Here is a 14,089-nt window from a genome sequence, read left to right as displayed (position 1 = left end):
CCTTTTTTATGGCGGCTTAATCCTGGTCTTGCTGATGGGCAAATTCGGCTAAATCGGTCATCGCCATTTTGGCTTCATCAAACCACGGTGAGAACATAATAAAGTTATGCCACATGCCGGTATACAGTTTAAAACTGACCTTTACGCCGGCCTGCTCGGCCTTGTCACGAAAACGCTGCGCATCATCTAGCAGCAGTTCTTTAGAACCCACCTGTACCAAGGTCGGCGGCAAATCGGTTAAATCATCAAATAGCGGCGAAACACGCGGATCACCACGATCGACTGACGGTGGCACATAGTATTGAATCCCGGTTTCCAGAGTTTCAATCGACAATAAGGCATCGTGTTTGCGGTTATAACGAATCGATTCACTGGTCAGGGTTAAATCCAAAAATGGTGAAAGCAGCATGAGGCCGCTGACTTGCGGTAACTGTTCATCACGGATTTTTAAGGCTAAGGCCAGCGCCAGATTGGCGCCGCAGGAATCTCCTGCCAGCAAAATATCTTTGGCCTGTACGCCCTGATCCAGCAGGGTCTGATAGACATCAAAAATTGCTTCTAAGGCTTCCGGGAATGGATTTTCAGGCGCCAGCGGATAATCGATATGAATCACCTGCATCTGGGTGCGGGCGGCCAGTTCAGTCAGAAACGGGCGATGGGTATTTAAAGACCCTAAATAAAAGGCGCCGCCGTGAATATAGAAAATCAGCTGGGTGGCTTCATCTTGCGGCTTGATTTCTTCGGCTTTCAGGCCAGCCAGACGTAAAGCGCGGACTTCGACAGTTTTATTGGTCGGAAACAGCCGGCACATCTGTTCGAGGGCGAAACGCAGCGGATTATGCGGTAAATTATATTGGCTTGGCAGGCGGATGGTGGTTTTTAAAAAGCCTTCTGTGAAAATTTGTTTCAATAACGGGTTGATCTTCATTGTTCTTCCATCTTGTTCTTGATTTTGGCCTGTGCTTGCGTATTTACCAACACAATTTACAAGGTTACACTAAATGGTCACATTCAAAAATTGCAAATTTGTAGTGACTTTTTAATACTAAGGCTGTCTAACACTAGACTAGGGAATCAAAAAAAATGAAAAAAATTGCACTGGCATTAGGATTAATGGGTTTAACAGCTTTGGCGAATGCTGCTGATCCGCTAAATGGTACTGTCTGGAAAACAATTGATGACAAAACCAAGCAAGCAAAAGCAACCGTCAAATTTACCGAGCAAAAAAATGGCACGTTAACTGCAACAATTCAGTCCATTTTAACGCCGGGTGAAGAAAATGCCTGTACAAAATGTGAAGGACCGTATCACAACAAATCACTCAAAGGTTTGACCATTGTTCGCGGTCTGAAAAATACAGGCGGCACGAGCTACGATGGTGGTTCAATTCTTGACCCGCAAACAGGTAAAACCTACAAGCTAAAAGGTAAACTTGCCGATGGTGGTAAGAAACTTGAATTGCGTGGTTTCATTGGTGTAGCGGCATTGGGTCGTAACCAAACATGGATTCGTGCGAACTAAGCATGTATTCCACCTGTGCAGTTGAAATCATATTGCACAGGATATAAAAAAACCTGCTCCATGTGAGCAGGTTTTTTATTGGTATTTTTTTAAACTTAACCTAAAGCACGATAAGCCGCTTCATCAAAACCCGCAATAAAGCCTGATTCAGTTTTTAAGACAGGACGTTTAATTAAACTGGTGTGAGTGCAAAGTGCTTCAATTAAGTTGGCTTCACTGGCCAACGCGGTTTGCTGTTCTACCTCACTGAGTTTGCGCCAAGTGGTGCCTTTTTTATTCAGTACTACATCTTGTCCAAGTGCATCTAACCAAATTTTGACAGTGTCGGCATCAACCCCTTGTTTTTTATAATCGTGAAACTCATAACTTAGCCCCAATTCATTGAGTAAATCGAAGGCTTTTTTCATGGAGTTGCAGTTCTTAATACCATAAATTTTAAGCATAAAGCGGATTCCAGAAAGAAACACAATGCTCAAGAGAGTAACTAAAAAATTGGTTTTGCACTATAGCGAATATGAATGTGGGGGTTCATGGTTCTGAAATTAAACCGTCATTAAAATGCAACGCCGTCGCGCCATAATAGCGGCAGAACAACAAGACAGCACTTGATAAGAATTATTCGTGCTAAAAACGAAAAACAAAGAGCCAATATAAAAAAATAAAAGTCTAGATGTAGAAAACCCGCATTTAATCATCCTGATTATGCGGGTCTCACTACAACGTCCGATGTCACATCCTTGAAACAAAGACTATCATGGCTTTGTTTATTTGCATCCTACGGCTTCCTGTCCCTTTGCTGTCATCCTGACACTGTCCCTTTGCCGTGCTGCAATAATGCGCCGTTTTAAAAAGCAGATAAAGGTCTGAATGACGACAAAATATGTCGGAAATAAACCTCTATTGAGTGAACAATTGTTCACTCAATGGGAAGGTTTTTAGTTGAGTTTATAATCAATAATCACCGGGGCGTGGTCGCTATACCATTCCTCTTTGTAGACCCAGGCATTGACGGTACGTGCTTTCCAGTCCGGTGAACAGGCATGATAGTCAATCCGCCAGCCAACGTTCTTGGCACGGGCTTGACCGCGATTCGACCACCAGGAATACAGTTCGGCTTCTTTGCGTACTTCACGGAAGGTATCGACATAGCCCAAATCATCATAGATATGATCGAGCCAGGCACGTTCATGCGGTAAACAGCCGGAAGATTTCTGGTTGCCTGACCAGTTTTTAATATCAATACGTTTATGTACGATATTGTAGTCGCCGCAGACGATGATCGATTTATTTTCATCGCGCCATTGTTTCAGAATTTTTGTATATTCTTCCAGAAAGTGGTCTTTACGGGTTTGTGCTTCTTCACCTGATGAACCCGATGGTAGATACAGCGAGCAGATATGCACCGGATAACCCAGACCCAAATCAAATTCTGCTGTGACAAAACGGCCTTGGGAATCGGCCAGTTCAAAGCCTAAACCATCCTGAATAGATACAAATGGCAGGCGGCTGTAAATGGCGGTGCCGGCATAGCCCGGACGTTCAGCTGCGAACAGGTGGGTATACCAGCCTTCTGGTTTGAATTTATCAGTCCACTGCACATGGGTTAGACGGCTTTCCTGAATGCAGATGACATCAGCCTCTGATTTTTCCATCCACTCCAGCAGGCCTTTACTGACCGAAGAACGCAGGCCATTGACGTTAATTGAAACCACACGAAGAATTTTTTGATCACTCGGATAGCTACTCTTTGGTATCATGCGCAGGTCTTACCTCAATTTATGAATTTTGGAGCACCTCATGTCAACGCAAGCGACATTTAACCCTCAAGCTTTTATCGAACTCGCATTATCACGTGGTGTGCTTAAATTTGGTGAGTTTACTTTAAAATCGGGTCGCGTGAGTCCTTATTTTTTTAATGCCGGTTTATTAAATGATGGCGAAGCCTTGTCATTACTGGCTTCAGGCTATGCAGCCAAGTTAACAGAATGTGAAAATGTTGATGTGATTTTTGGCCCAGCCTATAAAGGCATTCCATTTGTGGCAGCAACGGCGGTGGCTTTATCGCAAAATCATGGCGTGAGTGTGCCTTGGGGCTTTAACCGCAAAGAAGCCAAAGATCATGGTGAAGGTGGCGTATTGGTTGGTGCGTCGGTTGAAGGTAAAAAAGTCTGGATTATTGACGATGTGATTACTGCAGGTACAGCAATTCGTGAAGTGGTGACTATTTTAAAAAATGCCGGTGCCACAATTGCCGGTGTACTGGTCGCACTAGATCGTCAGGAAAAAGGGCAGGGTGATTTGTCTGCAATCCAAGAAGTTCAAAAAGAGCTGGAAATTCCGGTGCATGCCTTAATTACGATGAAAGATTTAATGAATTATTTAGATGCCAAAGGTGAAAAAGAGGCTTTGGCGAAGATGGAAGCGTATCGTGTGAAATATGGTATATAAATCATTATTTTTTATATAAAATAGGGTGTTTAATCACCCTTTTTTATTTTTATTATGTCTGAATGGTTTTGTTGCATAAATATGTAAGCATCTGATTTAAATAAATTTAATTTTGGATCAAAAAATAATCAAAACTTCTAAAATCATATAGTTATGAAATCTTTGTGCAACAAAGCCTTTGAGAGTGCAAAACCTCTTTACTATCGCTATCCCATTTTGCGAAGCAATAATCACACTTGTAGTTGCATGCTTCTGTAATATGCCAGTTTACTACGAGTTCTTTAGTTAATTTTGGCATTTCAGTTTCCCCTTTAAATTGTTTTGGATGTAACAAATTTAATTGAGAAAAATTATTGTGTCGGAGACACTAAGGAGACAGTGATTTAGACTGATGTCTCCTCCTCACACTTCTTACACTCTAGCATCACCCCTAATTTTTCTTTGCGTCCTTGCTCCGTCATCACCCATGGCCGGTTCTGCCATGGCGGATTATGCCGCACGTGCTGGCCATGACCACAGGCCAGCTCTGCGACCCAATGATTTTCTTCATCTAAATGATATCCCACAATTGGCTGTTGCATGGGCAGCTTCCTGAAATCAGCAAATACAGTGCTGCAAAGCTTTACTCAAATTCAGAAAAACAGGCAGCGAATCTCCGTTATACTCCACATCATAGCAATTTTAAAAGAGCAGTCATTATGCGCGTACTTGTGGTGATGGACCCGATTGAAACGGTGAACCTGAAAAAAGATTCCACCATGGCCATGCTGTGGGCCGCGGCACGTCGGGGCCATGAGCTCGGTTATGCACTACAACAAGATTTATATATTGATCAGGGCAAGGCTTTCGGTCTAATCAGCCCGTTAAAAGTCTTTGAAGATTACAACCATTATTATGAGCTGGGCGAAAAACAAAAAGAATCCATCGCAGCCTATGATGTGGTGCTGATGCGTAAAGACCCGCCATTTGATATGAACTTTGTCTATAGCACCTATATTCTGGAACAGGCAGAGCGCGAAGGAGCGTGGATTATTAACAAGCCGCAAAGCCTGCGTGACTGTAATGAAAAACTGTTTGCGACCCAGTTCCCGGAGCTGCAGGTGCCGACTTTAGTGACCTCTCAGCAAAGCCTGATTCGTGAATTTATTCAGCAACATGGCGATGTGATTGTGAAACCGCTCGATGGGATGGGCGGCATGGGCATTTTCCGTCTGTATCAGAATGGTGTGAATATTGGCTCTACCATTGAAATTCTGACCAATAACGGCACCCAGCCAATTATGGCGCAGCGTTATATTCCGGAAATTGTAGAAGGGGATAAACGCATTTTAATGGTCAATGGCGAGCCAATTCCGTATTGTCTGGCACGTATTCCGCAAAACGGCGAAGTGCGTGGTAATTTGGCCGCTGGTGGTCTGGGTGAAGCACGTCCATTGACCGACAATGACAAGGCAATTGCTGCCAAAGTCGGGCCATTTTTACGTGAAAAAGGTCTGGTATTTGTCGGTCTGGATGTGATTGGTAACTATGTCACTGAAATTAACGTGACCAGTCCAACCTGTATCCGTGAAATTGATGCCCAGTTCGGCACCTCAATTGCCGATACCCTGTTTGATGTACTGGAAGCCGGTCGTTAATCTATCTTTCAAAAGAGTCACCTTGGGTGGCTCTTTTTGTATTCTTAAGCGAGATTTGGGGTTGAAAAACTGCGTTGAGCAAGAAAATCATAGCGATTTTGTAAACCAAAACCAGTCGACATAATTTGATGAAAAATGCAGTAAACTTAACAATTTCGGTGAATTAATAATAAAACTAGTTTAAACTTTCAAAACTGTTGAAAAAAACAATGAGCCGCTTGGTGAAAAAAAGTAAATAAACTTTCAAGCTCATACGATTGTGATTACAATTGAGCGCTTATAAAGAACTTTCATTAGCCATATTTGGATTGAAGAATTAGACCGTGACTGATGCAGCGCAAACCAAGCCTAAACATGTGATGATGATGGCCGCAGGCACTGGTGGCCATGTTTTCCCGGCCCTAGCCGTGGCCAAAGAACTCCAGCAGCAGGGAATCCATGTGTCCTGGTTAGCAACGCCTACAGGCATGGAAAACCGTTTATTACAAAACCAGAATATTCCGATTTATCAGATTGATATTCAAGGCGTGCGCGGTAACGGACTGGCACGCAAACTGATGGCGCCTTTTAAAATTCTAAAAGCCACCTTAAGCGCCATGCAGTTAATGAAAAAACACAAAGTAGAGGCTGTCGCCGGATTTGGTGGCTATGTGGCAGGACCGGGCGGTCTGGCAGCACGTCTGCTTGGTATTCCGGTCATTATTCATGAGCAGAATGCGATTGCCGGCTTTACCAATACCCAGCTGTCACGTATTGCCAAAACTGTTTGTCAGGCGTTCCCGGATACATTTCCGGCCAGCACTAAAATTGTCACCACTGGCAACCCGGTGCGTAAAGAAATTAGTGCGACTCTAACCCCATCCTGGCGTTATCAGGAACGTGAAAAAGCAGGTTTGCCGCTGCGCATTTTAATTGTTGGCGGCTCTTTGGGCGCGCAGGCACTGAATGAACGTGTCCCTGAAGCCTTAAAACAGCTGAATGTACCTTTAAATGTGTATCATCAGTGTGGGCAAAATCATGCAGACAGCACCCGAGCGCGTTATGCCAACAAGCCGGACAGCTTAACGGTTGAAGTGCAACCCTTTATTGAAGATATGGCACAGGCCTATAGCGATGCCGATCTGATTATCTGCCGGGCCGGCGCACTGACGGTTACGGAAATTGCAACCGCGGGTGTGGCTGCGGTATTTGTGCCCTTGCCAAGCGCTGTGGATGACCATCAGACGGCCAATGCACAATTCCTGGCTAAGACGGGCGCGGCAAAAATCTGTCCGCAAGCCAGCATGACCCCGGACAGCTTAAAAGAACTGTTAATGCCGTTGATGAACCGCCAACTGCTCTCTGAAATGGCCAGCAAGGCGCGTCAACAGGCACAACCTAATGCAACCCAACATGTGGTTGCTTTAATTCAAGATTTGTAAACCGAGTAAACTATGTCTCCATCTATCCCTGCTGATCAAGTAAAAGAACTGATTAAAGTGCCTGAAATGCGTCGTATCAAACATATCCACTTTGTCGGGATTGGCGGCGCCGGGATGTGTGGCATTGCCGAGGTATTAAAAAACCAGGGCTATGATGTTTCCGGTTCAGATATTAAAGCCTCAAAAACTACAGCCCAGCTGGAAGAAAATGGCATTCGGGTGTTTATTGGTCATAGCGCAGATAATATTCAGGGCGCCAATGTACTGGTAGTCTCTACTGCAATTGATCCGGAAAACCCGGAAGTTAAAGCCGCTATTGAGAGCCGTATTCCTGTGGTGCGCCGTGCTGAAATGCTGGGTGAGCTGATGCGTTATCGTCACGGGATTGCCGTGGCCGGAACACATGGTAAAACCACCACCACCAGCCTGGTTACCTGTATGCTGGCAGAAGAAAATCTGGACCCGACTTACGTGATAGGCGGTTTGCTGAACCGTACCGGGGTTAATGCTGCACTGGGTGCGAGCCGTTATATTGTGGCTGAAGCCGATGAATCAGATGCATCTTTCCTGCATCTGGAGCCAATGGCAGCGATTGTCACCAATATTGATGCTGACCACATGGATACTTATGGCGGCAGCTTTGACAAGCTAAAAGATACCTTTATTGAATTCCTGCACAAACTGCCATTCTATGGCCTGGCCGTGGTTTGTGGTGATGATGCCAACATCCGTGAAATTATGCCGCGCATTGCCCGTCCGGTGCTGACCTACGGCTTTAATGAAGACAATGATATTCGTGCGGTGGATGTTGATCAGGATGGTATGCGTACCCACTTTACCGTATTGCGTAAAGACCGCGAGCCACTACGTGTTACCGTGAATCAGCCAGGTCTGCACAACGTATTGAATGCCTTGGCCGCCATTGGTGTGGCGACCGATGAAGGTGTTTCGGATGGTGCGATTTGCCGTGCACTAGAAGGCTTTAGTGGTGTAGGTCGCCGCTTCCAGGTGCAAGGTGAATTTGAACTGGACGGTGGCAGCATTAAACTGGTCGATGACTACGGTCACCATCCTAAAGAAGTGGAAGCCACCATTAAAGCCGCGCGTCAGAGCCATCCGGACCGCCGTCTGGTGATGTTGTTCCAGCCACACCGTTTTAGCCGTACCCGTGACTGTTTCGATGACTTTGTTGAAGTGTTATCGCAGGTCGATCAACTGCTGTTGCTGGAAGTGTATCCTGCCGGTGAAAAAGCCATTGTGGGTGCCGACAGCCGCAGTCTGGCACGCAGTATCCGTCTGCGTGGTCAGGTCGAGCCGATCCTGATTGATCCGGTTGAAGGCAATCTGGAAACACTGGTACAAAAAGTGTTACAACCGAATGATTTGTTATTGACCCAAGGTGCGGGTAATGTAGGAGCAATCTCCATCGAGCTTGCTCAAAATAAATTGTATTTAAAATAATCACCCAAAGTGATATTTGAATTTGGTCGCTCAGTGTAAAGTTTAAGGATATAAACGTGTCAAATGCTTCAAAGTTCGGCAAAGTTGCCGTGTTATTTGGTGGAAAATCTGCCGAGCGTGGGGTGTCTCTGGATAGTGGACAGGCAGTGCTCGATGCGCTGCTGCGCGAAGGCGTTCAGGCAGAAGCGTTTGACCCGAAAGATCGTAGTGTGACCGAACTGGTCAACTATGATCGTGCCTTTATTGTCCTGCACGGCCGCGGCGGTGAAGATGGCCAGATTCAGGGTGTACTGGAATGGCTGAATGTGCCGTATACCGGTACTGGCGTACAGGGTTCAGCCATTGGCATGGACAAGGTCAAAACCAAACAGGTCTGGCAAGGTTCCGAGCTGCCAACAGCGCCGTATCGTATTGTCACCAAAGATTCAAACCCGGCTGATATTGTCGCTGCATTGGGTTTACCACTGATTATCAAGCCGGTACATGAAGGTTCCAGTATTGGCATGAGCAAAGTCGAACGTATTGAAGACTTTGCTGAAGCGATTGCCAAAGCCACCGAACATGATGCAGTGGTAATGGCCGAAAAATGGATTACCGGTCGCGAATTCACGATTGTATTACTGAATGGTCAGGCCTTGCCGGTGATTCGTCTGGAACCGCCTAAAGATGTGGCGTTCTATGACTATGAAGCCAAATACAACCGTAATGATGTGCAATATGGCATTCCATGTGGCTTAACCGAGTCGGAAGAGCAGCAGTTACAGGTCTTGGCCCTGCGTGCGTTCCAGGCGGTAGGTGCCAGCGGCTGGGGCCGTATTGATGCAATGCAGGATGAACAAGGCAATTTCTGGCTGCTTGAAGTCAACACTGTACCGGGCATGACCAGTCACTCACTGGTGCCAAAAGCCGCGCAGGCGGTGGGCTACAGTTTTGATGCCTTGTGCGTGGCAATTCTTGAACAAACCTTAACGGATGCGACCCACTAAGCCATGGCTCAACTTCCTGCTTCCATGCGCCGTAAACGCGCAGCGATTACCTCGATTCACGATAAGCCACCGACGCGTAAAGAAAAGCTGACGAACCTGGGTGGATGGGTATTGCTGTGCGTGGCGATTGTGGTATTGGCAGCAGGAATCTACGGTCTATATAAAGTCATGACCGATGCACGTGTGGCTGAACTGGACGTGGTCGGTACCCGTTCCAATGCCGAACTGCGCCAGGTCATGACCCATGTTTCGCCAGTGGTCACAGATAACTATTTTACTTCCGATCTGGAACAGATTCGTGATACCGCACTGGAACTGTCCTGGGTCGATCGGGTGGTGGTGTCACGCGCCTGGCCAAATGCCATCCGTTTACGGGTCATGCCACGCCATGCGATTGCGCGCTGGGGCACCGGACGTTTACTCAGTGACAGCGGTGATGTGTTTTCGGAAGTGACACCCAAGAATAATCAGCATCTGCCGTTATTACATGGCCCGATGCATCAGTCCAAAATGATGATGCGTCGCTATAATGAAATTAACCAGTTATTTTTACCGGTGAATCTGCGTTTAAAAGAGTTATATCTCACCGACCGGATGACCTGGTTTATGCAGTTTGATTCTGGCCTGCGGGTGATTGTGGATCAGGATCAGACCATGAGTAAATTGCAGCGTCTGAGTCATCTGGCGCAAAGTGACTTCAAGCCGGTATGGTCCAGGATTTCTGCAATTGACCTGCGTTACCGCAATGGTCTGGCCATCCAGTGGAAAAACTCGGTGGCACCAAAAATTGCCAATGGTCATTTTGTTGTAACGATTGATGACACAAGCATTGCGAATGCAATAGCAGCAAAGCCATAATACTTGGCTTTAAAAATAGAGGCATTAAGCCATTAATTAAACAAACATGTGATGGTAGTAAATAAATGAGTGAAGCTGTTCCCTCGGTTGTTGCGATTGACATTGGGACACACAAAGTTTCAGTTTTGATTGGTAAGGTACACGCGCCAGACAATATCCAAGTGATTGGTATGGCTACCGCTCGTAACCGAGGCATGAATAAAGGAAAAATTGTAAGTCTCGATAAAGTCATTACAGCCATTAAAAATGCCGTTCAAGAAGCAGAAGATATGGCGGAATGCCGGGTGCATTCAGCCTGGATTTCTATTCCAAGTGCAGAATTAAAAAGTTTTTATGCTGCGGGGCGTACCCCGATTGAAAATAGTGACCACACAATTACAACAAGTGAAGTGGTTCGTGCCTTAGATCTGGCCAAAGCCAGCCATTTAACTTCAGACCATTATCTGGTCAGCGCGGTGCCGTTGGGCTTTGATCTGGATGATTCCGGTGAATGGGTACAAAACCCGATCCGTATGTCAGCGCACAGCATGACCGGTCATTATCAGCTGATGATGCTGCCGATTAGCACCATGCAGAATCTGGACCGTGCCTTAAAAGGGGCCAATATTGGCGTAGAAAAAATGGTGGTGTCGCATCTGGCCACCGCTGAAGCCAGTTTACTGAAAGATGAAAAAGAATATGGCGTGTGCCTGGTTGATATTGGCGCCGGTACCACCAATATTGCGGTCTATCTGGATGGTCGTCTGGCGCTGTCACAAACCCTGCAGCGTGGCGGTGAGCATGTGACCCGTGATATCGCGGCGGTATTGCAGACCACCACCGAAGAAGCCGAGCGGATTAAACTGCTTTACGGTTGCGTCGATTTAAAAGTGGTCAAACCTGATCACATGATTCAGATTCAGGGCATTGATGGTCCGCAAACCATCAGCCGGATTGAACTGTCGGAAATTATTATTGCGCGTTATGAAGAAATTTTTGCGCAAATCCGTCAAGAACTGGAAAACAGTGGCGCCATTCATGGCTTATATCATGGTGTGGTGCTGGCTGGTGATGCCTGTCAGATTGAAGGCATGGTCAGTCTGGTGCGCCGCACCCTGGGTGTGTCTGCGCATTTGGGCAATCCGCCGGTACAGGTTTATGCCGATGAACCGCATCAGGCTGCCTTACGCCGTTCGCAGTATGCAACCGCAGCGGGCGTGCTGATGTATAGCCAGAGCTACAGTCAGGACACCATTGTCGAAACCGAAGACCCGGAGACCTTATCGGTCTGGGCGCGTGTAGGTCGTGCCTGGTCAGGACTCAACGAAAAACTGAAATCAATTTTTTAGTTGATTTTTTAGGGAATATTGTTAGGAAGTTGTACGGATTATCGCTTGTACTTGACAAGGCAGCCGTTGGACAGCATTCTTAAAAACAATTTTTTATTAAGATCAAGGCAGTATACGGGCTGAAGTGACTGCCAATTATGAATTAGGAAAGCTAAAGGTCATGGCCTCATTTGAATTTTTTGAAGATGATCAAACCGATAACAACGGTCAAGCCCGTTTCACTGTATTTGGTGTAGGTGGTGCAGGCGGTAACGCCGTACAGCATATGCTGGAATCAGATATCCAGGGTGTGAAATTTGTCTGTGCCAATACCGATAAACAGGCACTGGACCGCATGAATGCACAGTGCAAAATCCAGCTGGGCGAGCAAAGTACCCGTGGTCTGGGCGCAGGGGCTAATCCGCAAGTGGGTCAAACCGCTGCTGAAGAAAGCCGCGAGCTGATTCGCCAGCAGTTAGAAGGCACCGATATGGTGTTTGTGACCGCCGGTATGGGCGGCGGTACCGGTACCGGTGCTGCACCTGTTGTGGCTGAAATTGCCAAAGAAATGGGCATTTTAACTGTCGGTGTCGTAACCACACCGTTTAACTTTGAAGGTAAACGCCGTCTGCAATCTGCGGAAAAAGGCATTGAAGCTTTAGAGCAGCATGTTGATTCCCTGATCATCATTCCAAACCAGCGCTTGTTAAAAGTATTCCGCGACATTTCCATGAAAGATGCCTATAAAAAGGCAGATGACGTGCTGTTAAATGCCGTGCGCAGTATCTTTGATTTAGTGGTACGTCCAGGTCACATCAACCTTGACTTTGCCGATCTGAAAACGGCCATGAGCACTCGTGGTTATGCCATGATGGGTGTCGGTCTGGGTCGTGGTGAAAACCGTGCCCGTCAGGCAGCAGAGCAGGCGATCCGCAGTCCATTACTCGATAACGTGACCATCATGAATGCTAAAGGTATTCTGATTAACGTGACCGGTGGTGATGACGTGACCTTTGGTGAAATTGAAGAAATTACCGATGTTGTCAACCAGATTGTCGATCTGGATGAAGGCCAGGTATTCTACGGTACTGTATTTGATCCGGATGCGCGTGATGAAATCAGCGTGACCGTAATTGCCACCGGTTTGACCCGTAATTCAGCCGATGCGGTTGAGCCAGTCAAGCGTTCTTCAGTGGTGCAGTCTGCACAGGCAACGGCTCAACAGCCGGTTGAAGAAGATGATGTTCCGGCCATTCAGCGTCAGGCAGAGGCAGCGCCAGCCATCAATGCGACTGCAGGCAGCAGCAATAATTCACGTCCAACGCCAATGAGTATTCAGGAATATCTTAAAAATCAACAACGTAAATAATTTTTACGATATAGATTTTTATTCCAGAACTTGTAAAAGGTAGCCAAATGGCTACCTTTTTGTTTTTTATCAATGGCTAAATATGCTAACGTATAGCGGTTTTATATACAGATGAATTGAGAGCATGTTGAAACAACGTACCCTAGAACGTGTCGTGAAAGCGAGTGGTATAGGTCTGCATAGTGGACAGAAAGTCATGATTAACTTTGTGCCGCACCATGCTGACGGGGGAATTGTGTTTCGCCGTATTGACCTGAATCCACCGGTCGATATTCCGGCCGATGCCATGCTGATTCAGGAAGCCTTTATGTGCTCGAATCTGGTTCAGGACAATGCCAAAGTCGGCACCATTGAACACATTATGAGTGCGCTGGCGGGTCTGGGAATTGATAACCTGATTATCGAGGTATCCGCCTCTGAAGTGCCAATTATGGACGGCAGTGCCGGTCCCTTCATCTATTTATTAATGCAGGGTGGCTTAAAAGAGCAGGATGTGCCAAAAAAATTCATCAAGATTTTAAAACCGGTCGAAGCGCTAATTGATGATAAACGTGCCATTTTCACCCCGCATGACGGTTTCCAGCTCAATTTCACCATCGATTTCGATCATCCCGCCTTTAAAAAAGAATATCAGTCTGCCACCATTGATTTTTCTACCGAAACCTTCGTCTATGAAGTCAGTGAAGCACGCACCTTTGGCTTTATGAAAGATCTGGATTATTTAAAAGCCAACAATCTGGCCTTGGGCGCCAGCCTTGAAAATGCCATTGGGGTCGATGACACTGGTGTGGTCAATGAAGAGGGCCTGCGTTTCTCGGATGAATTTGTTCGTCACAAAATATTAGATGCGGTAGGTGACCTGTATTTGCTCGGTCATCAAATTATTGCGAAATTTGATGGATATAAATCGGGTCATGCACTGAATAACCAGCTCTTGCGGAATGTGCAAAAAGATCCAAGCAGCTATGAAATTGTAACATTTGATGACATCAATCAATGTCCAATTCCGTATGTGAGTGTGACATAAGTCATTGTCTTTCCTTGGTGATGTTATAATGTAACATCTAAAAAAGTGAACTAA

At 46.2% G+C, this 14,089-nt stretch carries 14 protein-coding genes; 10 read left to right on the top strand and 4 right to left on the bottom strand.

Annotated features, from left to right (window positions below; all coding sequences use genetic code 11):
* Positions 1-16: 16 nt before the first annotated feature.
* Positions 17-928, bottom strand: coding sequence for an alpha/beta hydrolase (locus FTU69_RS04535; protein ID WP_180087991.1), 912 nt, complete (start codon positions 926-928; stop codon positions 17-19).
* Between the two features lie 155 nt (positions 929-1,083).
* Between FTU69_RS04535 and FTU69_RS04530 the strand changes: the two genes are divergently transcribed.
* The gene (locus FTU69_RS04530) at positions 1,084-1,521 is read left to right on the top strand and encodes a DUF2147 domain-containing protein (protein ID WP_104471932.1); all 438 of its coding nucleotides are present in this window, start codon (positions 1,084-1,086) and stop codon (positions 1,519-1,521) included.
* A 95-nt stretch (positions 1,522-1,616) separates the two neighbouring features.
* Here the strand turns inward: FTU69_RS04530 and FTU69_RS04525 are convergent, their stop codons facing one another.
* Both FTU69_RS04525 and FTU69_RS04520 read right to left on the bottom strand, forming a co-directional pair.
* Positions 1,617-1,964: a Spx/MgsR family RNA polymerase-binding regulatory protein gene (locus FTU69_RS04525; protein ID WP_168381601.1), complete on the bottom strand. Its 348-nt coding sequence runs from the start codon at positions 1,962-1,964 to the stop codon at positions 1,617-1,619.
* A 492-nt stretch (positions 1,965-2,456) separates the two neighbouring features.
* Positions 2,457-3,278 carry an exodeoxyribonuclease III gene (locus FTU69_RS04520; protein WP_180087990.1) on the bottom strand — a complete coding sequence of 274 codons (822 nt, stop codon included), beginning with the start codon at positions 3,276-3,278 and terminating at the stop codon, positions 2,457-2,459.
* Positions 3,279-3,318: 40 nt separating this feature from the next.
* Between FTU69_RS04520 and pyrE the strand changes: the two genes are divergently transcribed.
* A complete protein-coding gene (gene pyrE / locus FTU69_RS04515) occupies positions 3,319-3,969 on the top strand; it encodes an orotate phosphoribosyltransferase (RefSeq protein WP_075175540.1) in 651 nt (216 codons plus the stop codon).
* A gap of 383 nt (positions 3,970-4,352) precedes the next feature.
* Here pyrE and FTU69_RS04510 read toward each other — a convergent pair whose 3' ends face one another.
* Entirely contained in the window at positions 4,353-4,550 is a 198-nt protein-coding gene (locus tag FTU69_RS04510; RefSeq protein WP_168383844.1) for a DUF3565 domain-containing protein, read from the bottom strand.
* A 117-nt stretch (positions 4,551-4,667) separates the two neighbouring features.
* On the opposite strand from FTU69_RS04510, the gene gshB reads away from it, so the two are divergent.
* The 8 genes from gshB (at position 4,668) to lpxC (ending at position 14,035) form a co-directional block, all read left to right on the top strand.
* Entirely contained in the window at positions 4,668-5,606 is a 939-nt protein-coding gene (gshB, locus tag FTU69_RS04505; RefSeq protein WP_104513186.1) for a glutathione synthase, read from the top strand.
* A gap of 323 nt (positions 5,607-5,929) precedes the next feature.
* On the top strand, positions 5,930-7,027 hold the full coding sequence (gene murG / locus FTU69_RS04500) for an undecaprenyldiphospho-muramoylpentapeptide beta-N-acetylglucosaminyltransferase (protein WP_104490354.1): 1,098 nt from the start codon (positions 5,930-5,932) through the stop codon (positions 7,025-7,027).
* Between the two features lie 12 nt (positions 7,028-7,039).
* Positions 7,040-8,488, top strand: a complete 1,449-nt coding sequence (gene murC, locus FTU69_RS04495; protein ID WP_016658738.1) for a UDP-N-acetylmuramate--L-alanine ligase — start codon at positions 7,040-7,042, stop codon at positions 8,486-8,488.
* Between the two features lie 56 nt (positions 8,489-8,544).
* The gene (locus FTU69_RS04490) at positions 8,545-9,474 is read left to right on the top strand and encodes a D-alanine--D-alanine ligase (RefSeq protein WP_016658739.1); all 930 of its coding nucleotides are present in this window, start codon (positions 8,545-8,547) and stop codon (positions 9,472-9,474) included.
* Positions 9,475-9,477: 3 nt separating this feature from the next.
* Positions 9,478-10,332 carry a cell division protein FtsQ/DivIB gene (locus FTU69_RS04485; protein WP_005180814.1) on the top strand — a complete coding sequence of 285 codons (855 nt, stop codon included), beginning with the start codon at positions 9,478-9,480 and terminating at the stop codon, positions 10,330-10,332.
* A 65-nt stretch (positions 10,333-10,397) separates the two neighbouring features.
* On the top strand, positions 10,398-11,660 hold the full coding sequence (gene ftsA / locus FTU69_RS04480) for a cell division protein FtsA (protein ID WP_005180811.1): 1,263 nt from the start codon (positions 10,398-10,400) through the stop codon (positions 11,658-11,660).
* Between the two features lie 160 nt (positions 11,661-11,820).
* Complete coding sequence (ftsZ, locus tag FTU69_RS04475) at positions 11,821-13,008, top strand: cell division protein FtsZ (protein ID WP_005180810.1); 1,188 nt, start codon at positions 11,821-11,823, stop codon at positions 13,006-13,008.
* Positions 13,009-13,132: 124 nt separating this feature from the next.
* Entirely contained in the window at positions 13,133-14,035 is a 903-nt protein-coding gene (gene lpxC / locus FTU69_RS04470; protein ID WP_168381593.1) for a UDP-3-O-acyl-N-acetylglucosamine deacetylase, read from the top strand.
* Positions 14,036-14,089: the final 54 nt, after the last annotated feature.

The organism is Acinetobacter sp. YH12134 (genome assembly GCF_013418555.1).
GTDB lineage: Bacteria > Pseudomonadota > Gammaproteobacteria > Pseudomonadales > Moraxellaceae > Acinetobacter > Acinetobacter indicus.
The sequence above is the reverse complement of the archived record's forward strand: the minus strand, read 5'-3'. Positions and strand labels throughout refer to the sequence as shown.